19 protein-coding genes and 1 pseudogene are annotated in these 17,695 nt (G+C 71.8%); 12 read left to right on the forward strand and 8 right to left on the reverse strand.

Annotation, left to right across the window (positions count from 1 at the left end; genetic code table 11):
- Positions 1-75: 75 nt before the first annotated feature.
- Positions 76-783, forward strand: coding sequence for a hypothetical protein (locus tag ACFY8W_RS25730; protein WP_391109544.1), 708 nt, complete (start codon positions 76-78; stop codon positions 781-783).
- Positions 784-853: 70 nt separating this feature from the next.
- Here ACFY8W_RS25730 and ACFY8W_RS25735 read toward each other — a convergent pair whose 3' ends face one another.
- Positions 854-2,197: a streptophobe family protein gene (locus ACFY8W_RS25735; RefSeq protein WP_391109547.1), complete on the reverse strand. Its 1,344-nt coding sequence runs from the start codon at positions 2,195-2,197 to the stop codon at positions 854-856.
- A gap of 188 nt (positions 2,198-2,385) precedes the next feature.
- Here ACFY8W_RS25735 and ACFY8W_RS25740 point away from each other — a divergent pair, with 188 nt between their 5' ends.
- Positions 2,386-3,783 (forward strand): DUF6777 domain-containing protein, encoded by a 1,398-nt coding sequence (locus ACFY8W_RS25740; RefSeq protein ID WP_391109550.1) that lies wholly within the window; start codon positions 2,386-2,388, stop codon positions 3,781-3,783.
- Here ACFY8W_RS25740 and ACFY8W_RS25745 read toward each other — a convergent pair.
- On the reverse strand, positions 3,768-3,941 hold the full coding sequence (locus tag ACFY8W_RS25745; protein WP_391109553.1) for a hypothetical protein: 174 nt from the start codon (positions 3,939-3,941) through the stop codon (positions 3,768-3,770). The two genes, ACFY8W_RS25740 and ACFY8W_RS25745, sit on opposite strands and share 16 nt — an antisense overlap.
- 94 nt (positions 3,942-4,035) lie before the next feature.
- Here ACFY8W_RS25745 and ACFY8W_RS25750 point away from each other — a divergent pair, with 94 nt between their 5' ends.
- Both ACFY8W_RS25750 and ACFY8W_RS25755 read left to right on the forward strand, forming a co-directional pair.
- Positions 4,036-5,517, forward strand: coding sequence for an aminotransferase class I/II-fold pyridoxal phosphate-dependent enzyme (locus tag ACFY8W_RS25750; protein ID WP_391109555.1), 1,482 nt, complete (start codon positions 4,036-4,038; stop codon positions 5,515-5,517).
- 61 nt (positions 5,518-5,578) lie between these two features.
- Complete coding sequence (locus tag ACFY8W_RS25755) at positions 5,579-6,082, forward strand: FBP domain-containing protein (RefSeq protein WP_391109559.1); 504 nt, start codon at positions 5,579-5,581, stop codon at positions 6,080-6,082.
- A 43-nt stretch (positions 6,083-6,125) separates the two neighbouring features.
- Here the strand turns inward: ACFY8W_RS25755 and ACFY8W_RS25760 are convergent, their stop codons facing one another.
- Complete coding sequence (locus tag ACFY8W_RS25760; protein WP_391109562.1) at positions 6,126-7,319, reverse strand: acyl-CoA dehydrogenase family protein; 1,194 nt, start codon at positions 7,317-7,319, stop codon at positions 6,126-6,128.
- Positions 7,320-7,477: 158 nt separating this feature from the next.
- Here ACFY8W_RS25760 and ACFY8W_RS25765 point away from each other — a divergent pair, with 158 nt between their 5' ends.
- Entirely contained in the window at positions 7,478-8,728 is a 1,251-nt protein-coding gene (locus ACFY8W_RS25765; protein WP_391109565.1) for a CoA transferase, read from the forward strand.
- Positions 8,725-9,405: an FCD domain-containing protein gene (locus ACFY8W_RS25770; protein ID WP_391109568.1), complete on the forward strand. Its 681-nt coding sequence runs from the start codon at positions 8,725-8,727 to the stop codon at positions 9,403-9,405. Before ACFY8W_RS25765 ends, ACFY8W_RS25770 begins: the two co-directional genes overlap by 4 nt.
- A gap of 176 nt (positions 9,406-9,581) precedes the next feature.
- On the opposite strand, the gene ACFY8W_RS25775 is transcribed toward ACFY8W_RS25770, so the two are convergent.
- The 3 genes from ACFY8W_RS25775 to ACFY8W_RS25785 all read right to left on the reverse strand — a co-directional run bounded on the left by ACFY8W_RS25775 (position 9,582) and on the right by ACFY8W_RS25785 (position 11,375).
- A complete protein-coding gene (locus tag ACFY8W_RS25775; RefSeq protein WP_391109571.1) occupies positions 9,582-9,905 on the reverse strand; it encodes a hypothetical protein in 324 nt (107 codons plus the stop codon).
- Positions 9,902-10,348, reverse strand: coding sequence for a hypothetical protein (locus ACFY8W_RS25780; RefSeq protein WP_391109574.1), 447 nt, complete (start codon positions 10,346-10,348; stop codon positions 9,902-9,904). The genes ACFY8W_RS25775 and ACFY8W_RS25780 overlap by 4 nt, the downstream gene beginning before the upstream one ends.
- 652 nt (positions 10,349-11,000) lie before the next feature.
- Positions 11,001-11,375: a hypothetical protein gene (locus tag ACFY8W_RS25785; protein ID WP_391109577.1), complete on the reverse strand. Its 375-nt coding sequence runs from the start codon at positions 11,373-11,375 to the stop codon at positions 11,001-11,003.
- Positions 11,376-11,813: 438 nt separating this feature from the next.
- On the opposite strand from ACFY8W_RS25785, the gene ACFY8W_RS25790 reads away from it, so the two are divergent.
- The 3 genes from ACFY8W_RS25790 (at position 11,814) to ACFY8W_RS25800 (ending at position 13,958) form a co-directional block, all read left to right on the forward strand.
- A complete protein-coding gene (locus ACFY8W_RS25790) occupies positions 11,814-12,233 on the forward strand; it encodes a helix-turn-helix domain-containing protein (RefSeq protein WP_391109699.1) in 420 nt (139 codons plus the stop codon).
- Between the two features lie 135 nt (positions 12,234-12,368).
- Positions 12,369-13,109 (forward strand): alpha/beta hydrolase, encoded by a 741-nt coding sequence (locus tag ACFY8W_RS25795; RefSeq protein ID WP_391109702.1) that lies wholly within the window; start codon positions 12,369-12,371, stop codon positions 13,107-13,109.
- Positions 13,110-13,454: 345 nt separating this feature from the next.
- Positions 13,455-13,958 carry a hypothetical protein gene (locus tag ACFY8W_RS25800; protein ID WP_391109580.1) on the forward strand — a complete coding sequence of 168 codons (504 nt, stop codon included), beginning with the start codon at positions 13,455-13,457 and terminating at the stop codon, positions 13,956-13,958.
- A 25-nt stretch (positions 13,959-13,983) separates the two neighbouring features.
- Here ACFY8W_RS25800 and ACFY8W_RS25805 read toward each other — a convergent pair.
- Positions 13,984-15,246, reverse strand: a pseudogene (locus ACFY8W_RS25805) (ISL3 family transposase); the annotation flags it as partial.
- A 136-nt stretch (positions 15,247-15,382) separates the two neighbouring features.
- On the opposite strand from ACFY8W_RS25805, the gene ACFY8W_RS25810 reads away from it, so the two are divergent.
- The 3 genes from ACFY8W_RS25810 (at position 15,383) to ACFY8W_RS25820 (ending at position 16,941) form a co-directional block, all read left to right on the forward strand.
- On the forward strand, positions 15,383-15,604 hold the full coding sequence (locus ACFY8W_RS25810) for a hypothetical protein (RefSeq protein WP_391109582.1): 222 nt from the start codon (positions 15,383-15,385) through the stop codon (positions 15,602-15,604).
- Positions 15,605-16,024: 420 nt separating this feature from the next.
- The gene (locus ACFY8W_RS25815) at positions 16,025-16,348 is read left to right on the forward strand and encodes a hypothetical protein (protein ID WP_391109585.1); all 324 of its coding nucleotides are present in this window, start codon (positions 16,025-16,027) and stop codon (positions 16,346-16,348) included.
- 191 nt (positions 16,349-16,539) lie between these two features.
- On the forward strand, positions 16,540-16,941 hold the full coding sequence (locus tag ACFY8W_RS25820; RefSeq protein WP_391109587.1) for a hypothetical protein: 402 nt from the start codon (positions 16,540-16,542) through the stop codon (positions 16,939-16,941).
- Between the two features lie 99 nt (positions 16,942-17,040).
- Here ACFY8W_RS25820 and ACFY8W_RS25825 read toward each other — a convergent pair whose 3' ends face one another.
- Positions 17,041-17,649, reverse strand: a complete 609-nt coding sequence (locus ACFY8W_RS25825; RefSeq protein WP_391109590.1) for an ester cyclase — start codon at positions 17,647-17,649, stop codon at positions 17,041-17,043.
- Positions 17,650-17,695 lie beyond the last annotated feature (46 nt).

Consider the following 17,695-nt stretch of genomic DNA (forward strand, 5'->3'; position numbering starts at 1 on the left):
CGATTGCGCGCCGGCAGGGCCGCTGCGATCATCCGGTGACGCCGAGGGGATGATCGGCGGACGAGGGGGGAAACCATGCGTGAGGGATCTCGTGGCGCCGTTCTGCGCGTCGCCGCTGCTCGTGCCGCCGCCGGTGGCGCGCTTCTGGCCGTCGCCCTGACGGGCTGTTCCGGCGGATCCGGCGGATCCGGGAAGGACCCGTCGGCCGGCGCCGGGACACCCGCGGCCTCGTCGTCCGCGCCCGCGCCCACACCGTCGCGGCCGTCCCGCGCGGAGGTCGCCCAGCGGACCGGCGCGCTGCTGACCAGGACGCTCGGGGCCGGCGAAGCGGAGGACGCCGCGGGCCCTGGCGGGCTGATGCTGGTGGACGCGTGGCCCAGCGGCCAGGCCGAGTACGTGTGGGAGACGGCGGACGGGCGGCTGTGCCACGCCACGGTCGGCCCCCAGGTCGTGGGCGTACGGGCGTGCCTGACGGAGCCGCACCACCCGCCCGTCGGGAAGTCGGGCGGGACCAGCGGTCTCTTCACCTCCTTCGCCGAGGGCTGGGGGCGGATCTTCGCCGCCGACCACGCGAAGGTGACGGCCGCGAGCTGTGGCGGCGAGCCCGTCGAGGTCATCCCGATCGGCACGGTCGCGGACGACGCCCGCACGCTGTACGCCGTGTGGTTCCCGGACTACACCAAGGGCGAGATCCTGCTGACGCTGCAGCGCGGCGACAAGACGTCCCGGGCGCCCTTCACGCTCGGCGACATCGGCGACGACTCCTGCGCGGCGACTCCCTAGCGTCCCTTTCGGATCTTGGCCGGGTCCGCGGCCTGTCCGGCCCCGATCCGAAGGAAACGGCCTGGTGACCTCACTGGCGCCGGTCCGCCGGCACCTCGCCGCGCCGGTGGACCCGGGTCGCGAGGAGCGCGCCCAGGAAGCCGGCCACCAGGCCCCAGAGCAGGGCCAGGCCGACGATCTTCCAGATGTGCGGCCGGAGGACGACGTCGGCGCCGAGCCCACCGAGGTCACCGATGCCGAGGATCGAGAGGCCGAAGCTCGCCTCGACGTTCGTGAGCGGGGCGACCACGAGCATGGTGACGGCGAAGGCCGCGCCGACGTGGACGGCGTGCCGCCACAGCGGGACGCCGGCGGGCGAGCGGACGGCGGCGAGGAAACCGGCGGCGAGGACGAGGACCACCGCGATCGGCAGGAGCCACCAGGCGCGCGCGTCGTATGCGGCGAGGCTGGACAGGTCGACGGTCGACAGGTCCCGCCCGCCGTCGCCGCCGCGGAGCACGGAGTCGAGGATCTGGGGCATCGGCAGGCCGAACGGGCCCTCGACGCGGCCGTCCCACGAGCCGCCGATGCCGACGCCGAGCGCGAGCCACGCCACGTTGGGCAGGCCGAGCAGCAGCACGGCCAGGGTCTCGGCGGCATGCCCCTTGGTGGCGGCGACGACCAGGCCGATGACCAGGGCGACCGCCACGTACGCGAGGAGCAGGAGCAGCATCGCGGAGGCGGCGGGCCGTACGGCCTGGTGGTAGCGGACGAACCGGGGCGGCAGCGGCGTGCGGCGGGAGACGAGCAGGGCCACGACGAGGACGCCGAGGATCCACAGCAGTCCGTAGAAGAGCGTGGGCCCGACGTCCGTGGTGAAGCCGACCTTGGGATCGGCGGCGTCCAGGAGTTCCTTGAAGAGGTCGCCGAGGTCCCCCGTGTCCTCGGAGGTGCCTCCGCCGAGGCTGATCGGGAAGTCGTGCCGCGCGAGTGCGCACAGTCCGCCGAGTCCGGCGAGCCAGAACACGACGGTGGGCACGGCGAGGGCGAGGAGGACGCGGGCGGGCGCGACGGCGTGGTGGCGCAGCGGGCGCAGGAAGACGCTTCCGGTGACGAGTGCGCCCACCAGGGTGACGGTGAGCGGCATGGCGCTGAGTTCGGCCTGGGTGCCGGCCAGGGATCCGGCGTCTCCGGAGAGGGAGACCTGACCGCCGGTGCCCATGACGACGACCGCGGCGAGGACGGCGACGAACGCGCCGCTGCCGCCCGGCAGGTCGGCCGCGCCCGCGGCCCAGAGTCCGAGACCTGCGGTGAGGCACATCGCCGCGTAGCCCGCGACGACGGCGGCGAGGGCCCACGCGACGGCGTGGGCCGTCCGGACGCCGGTGGCGTCGGTCGCGGCCTTGCCGGGTGGGGTGGGGAGCCGGGTGCTCACCTTGCCCACGCTAATACCGACGGCTGCCGACCGCTTGCGGAGCGTCCGCACGGGCCCGCCCACCGGCAGCGCGCTTGCCGGCCGGCCGCTCGCGGACCCTCCCCGCGGACGCGCTCGGGGGCCTTCCGCTTGCGGGTGACCCCTGATCGGCGTACACAATGGGCCCGGAACGGAAGAAAGGGAAAAAAGTGACTTCCCACCCGCCGTCCGGCCAGCCCTCGGTCCCTCCCAGCGGTCCGCCCTCGGGCCCCCTGTCGGGTCCCGGCACGCGCCCGGGCCAGACCCCTCCGCCACCGCCTCCCGGCCCTCCGCACGGCGGCTCGGGCGGCGGAGGCGGCCGTGGCGACGGCCCGGGCGGCCCAGGAGGCGGTACGGGAGGAGGCGCGGCGCCCGGCGGTGGCGGCCAAGGCCCGTGGTGGCGCTCCGTGCCCAAGGTCGCCTCGCTGACGGCGATTCTGGTGGCCGTGGTCGCGCTGGTCGTGGTCCTGACCGTGCGCGACGGCGGTGGCGGCGGCAACCAGGCCGGCTCGGGCGGCGGCGAGGTGTTCCTGCAGAACACCTCCGCGAGCGGCCCGGATCCCTTCACCCGTTCGACGGCCCGCACGGACGGCGCCACCGTCTCGCCGCCGCCGCTGCCCAGCGAGACCGGCACGGCGGCCAACGCGGCGCGCAGCGTCACGGGTTCGACGCCGGGCCTGTACGGAGGCACGCACCGCACGGCGAGCTGCGACGTCGAGCAGCAGGCCCGCTTCCTGGCCGACGAGCCCGCCAAGAACGCGGCCTTCGCCTCGGTCCTGGGCATCTCCGCCAACGAGGTGCCGGGCTATCTGCGCTCCCTGACCTCGCTCCAGCTGCGGGTGGACACCCGGGTGACCAACCACGGCTTCAGCGACGGGAAGGCCACCTCGTACCAGTCGGTGCTCCAGGCGGGCACCGCGGTCCTGGTCGACGACCGCGGGGTGCCGCGGGTGCGGTGCGCCTGCGGCAACCCGCTGACGCCGCCGGTCGCCCAGCAGTCGCCGAAGCAGGTCGGCGCCGCGTGGCCGAACTACCGGACGGGCAACGTGGTCGTCGTCCAGCCCTCCGTGACAGTGATCAACGTCTTCGTGGTGTACGACTCGCACACCGACCGCTGGATCGCCCGGGAGTCGGGCGGCAAGGGCCACCAGCACGACAAGCACACCACTCCCCCGCGGCCGCCCACGCACACCCCGACGAAGTCGCCGTCGACCTCCCCCTCGACGTCCCCCTCGACGTCCCCCTCCACCTCGCCGTCGTCCCCGGTGCCGTGCGTGACGATCACGGGTACGGAGACGCCGACGCCCAGCAACGGCGTGACGCCCTCGCCGTGCCCGTCGACGATCACCCCGACCACCCCGACACCGTCCACGTCCACCCCGACCCCGTCGGACTCGACGCCTTCGGACACGACGCCCTCGACGCAGTCCTCCGGTCCCGAGTCGCAGCCGGCCACGGGCCTGACCTCGTCCGGCGCCTCGACGGCCGGGCCCGCGAGCGGCTCGGCCGACGCCTCCTCGTCCTCGCCGCCCGCGCCGGGCGCGCCCGGCGGTCAGCCGCTGATCTGAGCGAACCGGCCGAGGGCCTCGGGGCAACGGTCCCCGCGCACCCGTCGGCGGGAGCGCAGGGACCTGAGGAAGGTCCCGAGGGCCCACGGTGCGGCGATCCGCTCCTCGGCGCGCCGCTGCCAGATCCGCTCGTCGCGATCGGTGAAGTCTCCGGACATCTCCCCTGCTCCTTCCTCTGGGGCCACCAGGCCACTGACAGGGAGTCTGTAGCCTTATTGGCCTGGACAGCACAGCCAATGAGGAGTGATTGGCATGGCAGAGGGTCGAGTGGTCCGCTCCGTGGTCACCGCATCCGACCGGACCCTGAGCGGCCGTCAGCTCGCGGCCCTGCTCACGCCGCCCGCCGAGGGCCGCTTCGGTTACCGCGAGCTGGCCCGGGCGGTGCGGCAGGCCCTGCTCGACGGGCGGGTCGCGCTGCGGATGCGGCTGCCCGCCGAACGCGAACTCGCGGTGGCACTCGGGGTGAGCAGGACGACGGTCACCGCCGCGTACGACCTGCTGCGCGAGAGCGGTTACGCGCACAGCCGGCAGGGCGCGGGCACCTGGACGGCGCTGCCCGAAGGCCAGTCGCCGATCGGTCCGGCCGCCCTGCACGGGGACTCCGGATCCCTGATCGACCTCGCGCTCGCCGCACCCGAGGCGCCGGCCGACCTGGTGGTGCAGGCCCTCTCCGAGGCCGCCGCCGAGCTGCCGCGCTACACGGCGGCCCAGGGCTACCACCCGTACGGGATCCCCGAGTTGCGCGCGGCGATCGCCGAGCGGTACACGGCACGCGGCCTGCCGACCCGGCCCGAGCAGATCCTCGTCACCACGGGTGCGCAGCAGGCGCTCACGCTGGCCCTCGCGCTGCTCGGCGGTCCGGGCGACCGGGTCCTGGCCGAGAACCCCTCGTACACCAACGCCCTGGACGCCATGCGCGGCCACCGGATGCGGATCACCCCGGTGCCGGTCACCGAGGCGGGCTGGGACAGCGGTCTCGTCGACGCGGCGCTGCGCCAGACGGCGCCCCGGCTCGCCTATCTCATCCCGGACTTCCACAACCCGACGGGCCGCCTGATGCCGGACGAGCAGCGGCGGGAGGTGTCCCGGTCGGCGCGGGCCACCGGAACGTGGCTGGTGGTGGACGAGACGCTGTCCGACATCGCCCTGGACGTGCCGGCGCCGCGGCCGTTCGCCGCGTCGGCCGGTCCGGGCACCGGGGAGCAGATCATCAGCGTGGGCTCGCTCAGCAAGAGCTGCTGGGGCGGGCTACGGGTCGGCTGGGCCCGGGCGTCCTCGCGGGTGGTCACGGAGCTGGCGCGGGTGCGGATCACCCACGACCTCGCGGGCTCGGTGCTCGACCAGCTGGTCGCCGTCGCCCTGTTGGACCGGATCGACCCGCTGCTGCCCGGGCGGGCGGCGGAGCTGCGGCGGCGCCGGGAGGCGCTGGTGTCGGCGCTCGCCCGGCACCTGCCGGAGTGGCGGTGGACGCTTCCGCCGGGCGGGCTGTGCCTGTGGATCGACCTCGGCCGGCCGTTCGCCTCGCAGCTCGCGGCGCGGGCCCTGCGGCACGGGGTGCGGGTGGAGGGCGGTGCCCGGTTCGGGGTGGATCCCGGGACCCACGAGCACCGGCTGCGGATCCCGTACGCGCTGCCGAGCGAGGTGTACGAGACGGCGGCGGAGCGGCTCGCGGCGGCCCTGGACGGGGCTCCGGCCCGGCTCGCGGACCCGCACCTGCCGGACTGGGTGGCCTGAGGCGCGGCCGGGCGCCCGATAATCGGATGCCCCGGGCAAACACTCGGGTTACGGTCGCCGGGTGGAACCACTGACCGAGAAAGAGATCCGTTCGTCCTTCGTGAACTGCACGAAGGGCGACGCGGCCCGTATGAAGCTGCCGCTCGACTTCGCCGAACTGCCGTGGGAGGACCTGGACTTCCTGGGCTGGGTCGACCCGGGCGCGCCGCTGCGCGCCCACCTGGTGGTGCCGCGCGCCGAGGGTCCCGTCGGCATCACGCTGCGGGTGCCGGCGGTGGGCCGTACCAGCGCGACGAAGTCGAGCATGTGCCAGATCTGCCTGACCTCGCACGCCTCCTCCGGCGTGACCCTGCTCGCCGCGCCGCTGGCGGGCACGCGGGGCCGCGAGGGCAACACGGTGGGCACCTACGTCTGCGCCGACCTCGCCTGCCCGCTGTACGTGCGGGGCAGGCGGCAGCCGAAGCTGCGCGGCCGGCGACAGGAGGAGTCCCTGACCCTGGAGGAGCAGGTCGACCGGATGACGGGCAACCTCAACGCCTTCGTGGACCGGGTGACGGCCGGCTGAGAGCCGGCACCGCGGGGTCCCGGCCGGGGCCCCGCCGACGGGGTCAGCGGAAGGCCTGCTCGCCGGTGAGCGCCTTGCCGATGACCAGGGAGTGCACCTCGCTGGTGCCCTCGTAGGTGAGGACCGACTCCAGGTTGTTGGCGTGGCGCAGCACCGGGTACTCCAGGGTGATGCCGTTGGCGCCGAGGATGGTGCGGCACTCGCGGGCGACCGCGATGGCCTCGCGGACGTTGTTCAGCTTGCCGAGGCTGATCTGCTCGGGGGCGAGCGTCCCGGCGTCCTTGAGGCGGCCGAGGTGGACGGCCAGCAGCATGCCCTTGCCGAGCTCCAGGGCCATGTCGGCGAGCTTCTGCTGCGTCAGCTGGTACGAGGAGAGCGGCCGGGCGAAGACGGTGCGGTCGCCGGCGTACGAGATCGCCGTCTCCAGGCAGTCGCGGGCGGCGCCGAGGGCGCCGAAGACGATGCCGAAGCGCGCCTCGTTGAGGCAGCCGAGCGGGCCGGAGAGGCCGCGCGCGCCGGGCAGGACCGCGTCGGCGGGCAGCCGCACGTCCTCCATGACCAGTTCGCTGGTGACGCTGGCGCGCAGGGAGAGCTTCTGCTTGATCTCGGGCGCGCTGAAGCCGGGGGTGTCGGTGGGCACGACGAAGCCGCGGACGCCGTCCTCGGTGCGGGCCCAGACGACGGCGACGTCGGAGACGGAGCCGTTGGTGATCCACATCTTGGTGCCGTTGAGCACCCAGTCCGCGCCGTCGCGCTTGGCGTTGGTGCGCATCGCGCCCGGGTCGGAGCCGGCGTCCGGCTCGGTGAGGCCGAAGCAGCCGATGTACTCGCCGGCCGCCATGCCGGGCAGCCAGCGCTGCTTCTGCTCCTCGGAGCCGAACTTCCAGATCGCGTACATGGCGAGCGAGCCCTGCACGGAGACCAGCGAGCGCAGGCCGGAGTCGACGGCCTCCAGCTCCATGCACGCCAGGCCGTACGCCACGGAGTTGGTGCCCGCGCAGCCGTAGCCCTCCAGGTGCATGCCGAGGACGCCGAGGCCGCCCAGGGTGCGGGCGAGCTCGCGGGCGGGGATGGCGCCCGCCTCGAACCACCCGGCGACGTGCGGGCGCAGCTCGCGGTCGGCGAGCGCCCGTACGGTGCGGCGGATCTCCCGCTCCTCGTCCGTCAGGAGCCCGTCGATCGCGAACAGGTCGAGCGGGTGGACGGGCGACGGATTCGGGGACTTCGGCGACTTCACGGACGGCCTCCTGGCGACAGTGGCAACTCGGCGAGCCGCAGCCTAGCGGGAGATCGGATATTGGATCCAGTATTGAATGTGCGATCACCGAAGCGTACGGTCCGGCGTGGACCGGCTGGATCCGACGGCCCCGGCGCGGGGCCACGAAGGAGAGCGGTATGCGGGCGGAACGGCCGGAAGGCCCTGCGGACAGTGCCCTGTCCGGGAGGCCGGCAGGCCTTGCGGACGGCGCCCTGTCCGGGATCGTCGTCGCCGACTTCGGCCGGGTGCTCGCCGGCCCGTACATGACGATGCTCCTCGCGGACCTCGGCGCCGAGGTGATCAAGATCGAGCGCCCCGGTTCGGGCGACGACACGCGCGCGTGGGGCCCACCGTTCGCCGCCGGCCAGGCCACCTACTTCCTCGGGGTGAACCGCAACAAGCGTTCCGTCGCGCTCGATCTGGGCGATCCGGCCGACCTGGAGACCGCCCGGGCGATCGTCGAGCGGGCCGATGTCCTCGTGGAGAACTTCCGCCCCGGCACCATGGACCGGCTCGGCCTCGGCTACGAGCGGGTGCGGACCGCCAACCCCGGCCTCGTCTACTGCTCCGTGACCGGATTCGGCTCCGCCGAGGGCGCCGCGCTGCCCGGCTACGACCTGCTCGTGCAGGCCATGGGCGGGCTGATGAGCGTCACCGGCGAGCCCGGCGGCCCCGGCACCAAGGCGGGCGTCGCGCTCGTGGACGTCATCACCGGCCTGCACGCGGGACTCGGCGTCCTGGCCGCACTCCGCCACCGCGAGCGGACCGGCGAGGGCCAGCGGATCGAGGTGTCGCTGCTGACCTCCCTGCTCTCCGCGCTCACCAACCAGGCGTCCGCCCACCTCGCCGCCGGGGTCGTGCCCCGCGCCCTGGGCAACCGGCACCCCAGCATCACCCCGTACGAGGTGTTCGAGGCGAGCGACCGCCCGCTCGTGCTCGCCGTCGGCAACGACCGCCAGTTCCGCGCCCTGTGCGAACGGATCGGCGGCCCCGGGCTCGCCGACGACCCCCGCTTCGCCACCAACACCGCGCGCGTCGCGCACCGGGAGGAGCTGGCCGCCGAGCTGGCGGGGCGGCTCTCGGCGCGCACCGCCGACGCCTGGTTCGAGGAGCTGACCGCGGCCGGCGTGCCCTGCGGGCCGATCAACGACCTGTCCGGTGCCTTCGCGCTCGCCGACCGGCTCGGGCTCGGACCGCGCGTCCCGGAGGAGGCCGCCGGACCGGGGCAGGTCGCCCACCCCGTCGCCTTCGGCGCCACGCCCGCCGCCTACCGCTCCGCTCCCCCGCGCCTCGGCGAGCACACCGCCGAGGTCCTGGCGGAGCTGGGACTGACGGGGCGCGAACGAACGGGGCCAGCACGGGCGGACCTCGAAGGGACACGGCGATGAGCGGCACGGCGGAGAGCGGCACGGCGGAGCGGCGGCGGCCACCGACCGCCCAGCAGTTCGTCCTGGAGGAGCTCCGACGCGCCATCACCACCGGGGAGTTGCGGCCTGGGGACCCGATCCGGCAGGACTCCCTCGCGGCGAGCCTCGACGTGAGCCGGGTCCCGCTGCGGGAGGCGCTGAAGGCCCTGGAGGCCGAGGGCCTGGTGGTGCACCACGTCCACCGGGGCTATTTCGTCGCCGAGTTGTCCATGGCCGACCTGGAGGAGATCTACCGGATCCGGCAGCTCCTGGAGACGGAGGCCGTCCGCGCCGCGCTCGCCAGGATGCCGGACGGGCTGACCGGCACGCTGGAGCGGATCCAGGAGGAGGTCGAGCGGGCGGCAGGCGCGGGCGACGTCACGGCCATGGCCGAGGCCAACCGGCGCTTCCACTTCACCCTGATCGAGGCCTCCGGCATGCCGCGCCTGGTGCGCCTGATCGCCACCCTGTGGGACGCCACCGACGCGTACCGCGCGCTCTACTACGCCGAGGACCCGCACCGGGAGCAGGCGGTCCACGAACACCGTGCGGTCATCTCCGCGGTGGGCGAGGGCGACGAGGCGGCGGCGGTGCGATGGCTCGACGAGCACCGCGACCACGCGGTGGCGGCGCTCCGCGAGGTGCTCGACCTGGACTGAGCCCCCGGTGCGCGGGCGCGGGGTGCAGCGCCGGCCGCGGCGGCCGACCATGGAGGAGTGGTGCCCTCGGACCCCTCCCAGGAAGGCGCCGACCATGTGCAGCGACACCGACACGCTCCGTGGCAGGCCCCCGTCCGTCCTCGACGTCCTGGTCGTCGGCGCGGGCCCGGTCGGGCTCACGGCGGCCGCCGCTCGGTGAGCTGGGCCATCGCCCCGTACCCGGCGCCGGCCAGCTCGGTCTTGAGGCGGCGCAGGGCGGCGTCGTCCCAGCGCGGGTGTTCGGCGAGCTTGCGCAGCCGGTAGCCGACGACGAAGGCGGTGTCCCACACGCGTCGTACGGCGTCGGGGCCCAGGTCGGGGAAGAGCAGTTCGGGAAGCTTGGCCGGTTGGCCGACGACGTCGAGTTCGGCGGCCGCGAGGATCCCGGCGAGGTACTCGGACGACTCCGCGCGGGCGGCGAGGGCGTGGTCGTCCTTGTGCCGGAGGGTGTGGGTGTTCATGCGGCGGTCTCCATCGGGCGGACGGGAAGAAGCAGCGGAAGCGGACGGGCGGTCGGCGCCGGGCGAAGGAGCACCAGGTGCCGGGCCGGGCCCGCAGCTGGCGGGGGCGGGGTGCGGGGGAAGTCGGGCAGGCCGGGGATGGCGAGCTGTACGGGCCGGCCGCGCTCGATCCCGCGCCGACGGATCCCGTCGGTGGTGGGGGCGGCGACGATGGGCCAGCGGCCGTCGGGGACGCCCCGCGTGCTCGCGGGCAGCAGCCCGACGGTGCGGGCGGCGTCTCGAGGAGCCGCTGGCGGGTCGCTCTCCTTGTCCAGGTGGAGCAGGCGGCACAAGGCGCTGCGGTGCCAGTTCGCCGTGCGGACGTCCATTCCGGCTCGGTAGGAGACGAGTTCGTCGTCCGTCTCCCGGGCGAGTGCGCGCAGCAGCAGCCGCTTCGCCTTCAAGCTCTCGCCGGAGACCTGCAGAACGGCCGGCCGGGCAGGGGCGGGCTGTGCGGCGAGGCGGGCGATCAGCGCGCGATGCCGCTCCAGCGAGGTCTGCCCGCCCCAGATGCCGTCCGGCTCGACCAGCCGCCGACAAGGCCTATAACAATCGGCCCTGTCGTGAGTACCTGCGGCGTCGGGGTATCCAGCACACCATCCCGGAGAAGACCGACAGCCAGGCCGCCCGCCTGCGCAAAGGCTCACGCGGCGGACGGCCACCCGACTTCGATTCAGGGCGGCGGCTGAACTACACGAGTCGCTGACCCCGAACGCACCACCAGCGCCCTCAACCGATGCAGCCTCCCCAGCGGACGATCGTGCGACCGAGCCCACCACGCCCTCATCGCTGCGCCGGACGGAGGACAGCGGTCCCGCACCGTGCGAAGTACGCAGGACCGCCCTCGACCACACCTGTCCTGATGGGTGCCATCGCGACCGTACGAACCGGCCGGGTGACCCGCCCCGCCGAACGCGCCGTACGGGTTACCCGGCCTTCACAGTGACTGGTGATCACGACGCCGGAGCCATCCTGACAGCTCCGTTCTCCGGGCTGAGCCCGCGGCGGTCCCCGCCCAGATGACAGGGCCGCCTCCGGCCCTCACGGTGCAGCGGTCTACCACCAGCCCGTGCAAGAGATGCCAGCGTTTCCGGGCCACAGCGAACCGCAGACACGGAAGGCGCGGCTCGGGGAGGAGCTGGTGGGGTAGGCAGCGGTCGTGATTCTGTTGTACAGCGTGGTAAATGGGCCGCACTGGATCCACGAGTTCCCGCCGTCGTTGGTGACGTCCATCCAGACGTCACCGTACGTGTGCCAGCCCGTGCTGTGGAACTGAAGGTATCCCCAGCCCATCTCTTGCCCGTTGACGTAGCCGGCCTGCATCCCGTACGAGGCGGAAGAGCCGATCTCGCCGCCGCCCGTCACGACCAGCCCTCCGCCTGCTATGCCACGGCCGGTCTGGCTGTTGGGAATGTCGGTGAATCCGTTCACACCTCCTTCGCAGTCCGATCTGGCGGCCAGGGCGGTGCCCGAGGACCCTGCCACGAGCCCTGTGGCAAGCAGAATCGCTGCTGATGCCAAGCTGAAGAACCGGCGGACCTCACGCATATTCGTTCCTTTGTCGAAACCGAAGCTGACTCGAGGGCATGTCTTACGCAGGTGATCACTGAGCCGAAGACACAGTGCAGGCGTCGCCTGACTCGACGCCTGACCGTGTACCCAAGGCTCCCCAACGCCAGCCATCTTGGGCAACGCTTTCGATGTTCTTCAAACTCTTCGGCTGGATTGCCTCTCGATGGCTACTGAACTTGATTGAGTGATGTCGGAGCCGTTTGCGTGACGGCGGTAGGACCGTTCCGATAGCCCTGGACTGTGAGATGCGCGCAGGGCGGCGGGCTGACCGACGCCGGGAGGGCCGCGCGGGAGCGGGTGCGGCTGCAGGCCGTGGAACGCTTCAAGGGCGGGCAGAGGAACCGGGAGATCGCTGCCGTGCTGCGGGTCAGCGAGCGGTCCGTGGAGCGGTGGCGTCGTCAGTGGCGCGAGGGTGGCGAAGCCGGGGTCCTGTCGATGGGATCCCCGGGCCGGCCGAGGCTCAGTGATACGCACATCGCCACGCTGGAAAGCGAGTTGGAGCGAGGACAGCTCGTCCACGGTTGGGCGGACCAGAGGTGGACCCTGGCTCGCTCCTCTCCTCAGTCGCTCCGGCGTTCAACGAAGTGGGGAGTTTCAACGAGCGTCGCGCCGTCCGGCGACCGGGCCGCCGCTCGTGGAGTGTGCGGGCCGTCCCAGGTCAGCGCCGGCCACGGTGCCTCGGCAAAACCGTTGGCGGACCACAGTGAGCACTGCTAAATTTCCGAAGGCCGTGCTGGAGAGCGAGGAGGTGGTACCCGTGAACGTATCGACATGGGTGCTCCCCTCTGGGGTCACGGTCGGGCGATAGGTCGTCCGGGAGCGCCGTCAATGGCACTCCCGAAAGGCACGACCGTGCACTTCACTTCTGAACAGCGTCTCGACGGCGCTGTCATCGAGCGCGAATTCACCCTCGGTGAGATCCCCGGCATCCTGTGGACGCCCGGATCCGGATCAGCATCCGCACCGGCGCCACTGATCCTGCTCAGCCCTCCTCCTCTCGGGCTGCGCAAGATGTACCCCCGGTTGGTAGCCCGAGCCCGGCACTCCGCGGCAGACGGCTTCGCCACGGCCACCATCGAGCTCCCCGGAAGCGGCGACCGGCCCCGCCTGCCCGCCGCCGAGCAGGCCGTCGCCGACCTGCGCCGGGCGATGGAGGCCGGTGAGCCGGTCAGCGACGAGATCATCGACGCTCTCATCCTCCCCCTGGTCGACAAGGCGGTCCCGGAATGGCAGGCCGCCCTGGACGCCCTCCTGTCGCTGCCCGAGATCGGCGGCCCGGTCGGGTACTCGGGTGGAGTGATCTCCATCGGGACCCGGCTGGCGGTGGTCGAGCCGCGCATCTCGGCCGCTGTTCTGTTCGCCGGGAGTTTCGTCCCTCGCGCCATGTTCGAGGAGGCCCGCCAGGTCACCATTCCGCTGCACGTCCTGCTGCAGTGGGACGACGAAGGGAACGACCGGCAGGCGGCCCTGGACCTGTTCGACGCCTTCGGCTCCAAGGAGAAGACCCTGCACGCCAACATGGGCGGGCACGCCGGCGTCCCGCAGTTCGCGGGGGTCGCCGCGGCCCAGTTCTTCACTCGACACCTGAAGTGAGGCCAGACCGCCAGGCCGGCAACACACGATAGGCGGTGTCGGCCGGGATACCGCTCGTCGAGGACAAGTCCTGGCGCTCCTCGATGAGCGGCGGCCAGCAGATGCATCACCGCCCCGATCGCGGCAGTACTGGCCGGTCGGGGCGGCGCTCGAGCCGGGATGACGACCCACAGTCATCGCGGCTTCTTGAGTGGAGGGCCGTCAGATGCCGTACGGGTGGGGAGATCCATCGAGCAGGTCTGGGTCACCCCCGAGCAGGGCGTGTGGCGTTTCAAGGTTCTGGCCGCGCTTCCGTGAACGATTGGTCTTGCTGATGTGAGGTGACCGGTGGGGCATCCTGGTGCGATGGATGATGCCGAGACGACTTGGCAGTCGTGGTTGTCTGGACTTGCTCCGTCGAAGCGGACTGCGGCGGAGTCGCTTCGGATGCAGTTCGAGGCGCTCGACGCGGCTGATGCTTCCGATTGGGCGAGGTCGGAGATCGATGAGGACCAGCCGCAGCTGGCGCGCTTCGTGCTGCTCCGTTCACTGTGGCGTGGTGCGATCGACGGCTGGGCAGGCCCGGGAGCGTTGGAGCAGGTGGCGGCGGCCCAGCGTCTGCTGGACGCGGGGGCGGACAGGAGCGACCTGGTGCTCCTGGCACGGGCTGTTGCCTACGAAGCCGTCTTCACTGCGGTTGACGAGTTGGATTGCGGTGGGGACGTGAACGTGTCCGGGGTGGATGCCGGCTGGGTGGTCATGGAGGCTGGTGACGACGGGTCGTCCACTGGTCGCCCCCTCACGGGCCTTCACGAGGACTTGCTGAGGATGGATCCGAGTGGACGCGACGGCGCGGATCTGTGGCGGTAGGTCGCTGAGCTGGGCGATTGCGTGATCACGGCCGGGTGAGGATTTGGATGCGAAGAAGTCGGAACGAGGCGCGGCCGTACATGGCTCGCTTGATCGTTTTCACTCGGTTGACGTGGCCCTCGACTCTGCCGGCGCTCCATTCGTGGGTGAGGCCGGCGGTGACAGCGTCGATGTCCTGGCGGAGGAACGCGGCGAACTTGGTGACGGGTACGACGTCGGATTGCTCGGCCTGCCGGATCCAAGCGGTCAGCAGTTGGCCTCGGCGCTTGCGGACAAGGTCCGTGAAGGCTCGGGCGAGGTCGCATGCCCGTGCGATATCTGGGCATGCGAGGCGGGCCTGGTCGAGGTGCTCGGTCTCCTGGGTGCTGAGGCTGTCGCGGTCGCGCATGATCCATGCGGTGATGCGGCGCGGGCTCGGGATTTCCGCTGGTGCGGCCAGAGCCGTACCGGCTTTCAGGGTTCGCAGGTAGGGGGTGAGTGTCGAGTAGCCGCCGCGGAATCCACGCTCGCGGATCTGCTGGAACAGCGTGCGGCCGTTGGTGATGCCTGCGGCGTACTGCTGCTGTAGGTACGGCTTGAAGGCGTCCAACTGCTCGGGACGGCGGTCACGGGCGCTGTCGAGAAGGTGGACGAGGCTGGTGTCGCGATAGCGGCGGACCGTCTTGCGGTCGAGGCCGAGGCGGCGGGCGATGTCGCTGAGCGGGTGGCCGGCGGCGTCCGTGCGCGTGACTTCCGCGTGGTGGTGGAGAACGCGCTGGACGATGCGCGTGGGCGGCAGCGCGTCCACCAGCGGCATCTGGATGGGGCGGTCCCCTCCCCGTTCCGCGTGCTTCTTGAGGCACGGCCGGTGCTGATGGCACGTCTTCTCAACGGCGTTGGAGAGGTTCTGGAGCAGGTGCCAGCGGTCCGCGATCTCCAGGGCGGCCGGGGCGGCTTCCTTGACCGCCTTGGTATAGGAGCTGGCTCGGTCGCGGCAGATGATCTCCGCACCCGGATGGGCAGTCGGCCAGCTGGCGAAGGTCTCCGAGGTACGGTCGGGCAGGACGTCGACCACCCGGCCGCTCCCGACGTCGACCAGGATGTTGCCGTACCGGCGCCCGCGGCGGAAGGCGAACTCGTCCACGCCGAGGACCCGCGGTGCCCGCTCCGGCGTCGGCGGTTCCTCCAACAGTCCCAGCAAGCGGTTTCGGCCCGCCGCCAGATTCAGCTTGCGGCACAGTCGCTCGCCGGGCCGGCCGCCAAGCTCGACGGCCACCGTCGTCAGCCACTCCTTCAACCCGACGCTGGAGCGACGGCGACGCTCCGGGGATGTTTAGAACTACACGTCACGAAATGTGCGCCGCGGCCGAATCCAGATATCGCCATCAGGTCGCTCCGTCACACTAGAACGGAGGCCGCAACGCCGTGCCGGTGATGATCGTTGGGTGGGCATGAAGAACACCACCTCACGAATCGCCATTGCCTCCGCGGCCGCGCTGATTGCGCTGGGATCGGCCGCGGGGTCGGCCTCCGCAGCCGACATCCCGCCGACTGGATCCTTGCTGAGCGACCCGCACGGCTTCAAGGACGAGTCGTTCAAGTTCCTGCAGGACGACCCCATCGACGACCTCCTCTTCGTCCTCCTTGGCGAGGACCTCGACGCCTGAGCTGAGCGGCAGGAGGCGGGGCACCCCCATCACGGGGCGCCCGGCCTCCTGGTGTCCGTTCCTGGCCCGGCCGCCGTCCCCTCTGCCTCAGGCTCGGTGTGACGGGGGCCGTCCCGGTTGCTGCACCACTTCCTCGACGACGGGCGGGCGGAGCTTCGACCCCAGTCACGGCACGGGGAAGCAGCGCCGTTCTCGGTAGCAGCTGCCTATCCAAGAGCTATGTCGCTTGCCCTACGCGGCCGCCACCCCCAATGTCGGACGACACCGTGACCGTCACGAAATATCCGCCACAGCCATTTTCAAGGAGCCCCATCATCACCTGGGTGGGTGCGTCATGCGGCCCTGGTCAGGCCTGGTTGCGGTGGCTGAGGTGTGTATGGCGGGTGCCTGACGGCGCGGTCCGTCAGGTTGGATGGCACCGTGGCGAGACGACCCAAGACAAGAGCCCCCTTCGGCATACCGAAGGAGATCATCCTGCTGACTAGGCAAGACGTGTGGCCCTACACGTTCATCGCCGACGACTCGGGTGGCGGATGCGGCAAGGTCCCGATGCCCCCGGACGCGCCCCCTGAGGAGGTACAGACGGCGATCTTCACACAGCTTGCGGACCTCACTCGCATATTCCACGACGTTGAGATCGACGTTGAGTGGTCCTCCCTGACGCCGGACTCGTGGGTGGGCCACATCCGGCGTGTCAGCGCGGAGGAGCCTGCTCCGCCTGTCGTGGTACCTGAAGTCGGCTGACCACGGATCGGCCCACCGGGCACCGATCCCGGCCGCCAAGGCCAAGTTCGTGGTGCCAGCGCCTCAGAAATCTCGAAGTCAGGCGCTTTCGTCGGCGACTACATCGGCGACTCCACCCGCGCTGAGATCGCCTACGCGCGCAAGCTCGGCAAGCCGGTGGCCTTCACTCACCCGGAAGTCGCCCCCGCCGCGTGAGCTCGATCAGCGACTTCAACCCGTCCGCCCGCGCCGACGCTCGCAGGGACCCGCGGTACGCCGCGGTGCTGGAGCAGGTCCGGAAGATGGCCTGGCCGGCCGGGAACCCGATGGTGCCCGGCGGTTGGGCGGAGACCCTGGCGAAGGACGTGATGGCCCCGGTCCGCCGCCAGGAGGGCCAGCACCGAAGGATCACTCACCACACCTACGAGGGTCCCGGCCCGTGCCAGGCGACGTTCTACGGCGCCGGGGCGTGCGGCTACCCGCGCGGCGAGCACGCCCTCGTCGACTACGAGCCTGAGCCGGCCGCCAAGGACAGCGGCCCAGGCACGGAGGGAGTCGTGGACGGCGTCCTGACGTACATGGGGCCGGGCGACGTCGCCGACCCGACGTGGTGAAGGCCAGCGATGCAGTCGCGGTGGGTGGTGAGGCAGGGGGTCGGGGGCCTTCGCTGTTGCGTGGCCCGGCGGTTCCGGCACCGCCGGGCCACGCACGGGTCAGGCGAGGCCGAGCTGCTTGTAGAAGGTGTTGTTGTCCCAGAAGAGGAACTCCTCCTGCATCACGCCGTCCTTGTTCCAGATGCCGACCGTGACCATGTTGATGGAGAACTTCTTGCCCGTCGGCTGGATGAAGCCGCCCTTGCCGTCCGGCATGGGCTTTGTGAAGGTGCCCTGCATGACTCCGGTCACCGAGGTCAGGTTGCCCTTGGCGATGCGGTTGGGGTGTTCGGTGATGCGCGTGTCCGGCGCCCAGGCGAACTGGCTCTTCATGTCGGCGAGGTGCTGGTCGATGCCGTCCGTGTAGTGGCCGTCGGGCCAGTGGACGCGGATGTTCTCCGCGTGGCTCTCGTCGATCCGGTCCCACTGCTGACCGGAGAAGACCTCGAAGTCCAGCTCGTCGAAGGTCTCCAGGTTCTTGCGCTCCTCATGGGTCAGGTTGGCCGGCCAATGCGACTCGGTCTGTGAGGTGACGGCCGGGTCGCCGATCGGGTCCGGGCTGCTCGTGGCCGAGGCTGCCAGGCCGGTTCCGGTGGCTACCGCGGTGAGGACGAGAGCGCCCAGGGCGGCGGTGCCCGCGCCCTTCAGGACGTTGCGGCGGTTGATCATGGCGAAACTCCTTGTCTTCAAGATCACGCTGGAGGGGACGGGGGGT

The organism is Streptomyces sp. NPDC012637 (assembly GCF_042954805.1).
In the GTDB taxonomy this organism is placed as follows: domain Bacteria; phylum Actinomycetota; class Actinomycetes; order Streptomycetales; family Streptomycetaceae; genus Streptomyces.

Excerpts from the sequence above, each read along its gene's own strand:
- ACFY8W_RS25730 (WP_391109544.1), top strand. The coding sequence starts at position 76 with ATGCGTGAGGGATCTCGTGGCGCCGTTCTGCGCGTCGCCGCTGCTCGT.
- ACFY8W_RS25745 (WP_391109553.1), bottom strand. The coding sequence starts at position 3,941 with ATGTCCGGAGACTTCACCGATCGCGACGAGCGGATCTGGCAGCGGCGC.
- ACFY8W_RS25750 (WP_391109555.1), top strand. The coding sequence starts at position 4,036 with ATGGCAGAGGGTCGAGTGGTCCGCTCCGTGGTCACCGCATCCGACCGG.
- ACFY8W_RS25765 (WP_391109565.1), top strand. The coding sequence starts at position 7,478 with ATGCGGGCGGAACGGCCGGAAGGCCCTGCGGACAGTGCCCTGTCCGGG.
- ACFY8W_RS25770 (WP_391109568.1), top strand. The coding sequence starts at position 8,725 with ATGAGCGGCACGGCGGAGAGCGGCACGGCGGAGCGGCGGCGGCCACCG.
- ACFY8W_RS25775 (WP_391109571.1), bottom strand. The coding sequence starts at position 9,905 with ATGAACACCCACACCCTCCGGCACAAGGACGACCACGCCCTCGCCGCC.
- ACFY8W_RS25800 (WP_391109580.1), top strand. The coding sequence starts at position 13,455 with ATGGATGATGCCGAGACGACTTGGCAGTCGTGGTTGTCTGGACTTGCT.
- ACFY8W_RS25825 (WP_391109590.1), bottom strand. The coding sequence starts at position 17,649 with ATGATCAACCGCCGCAACGTCCTGAAGGGCGCGGGCACCGCCGCCCTG.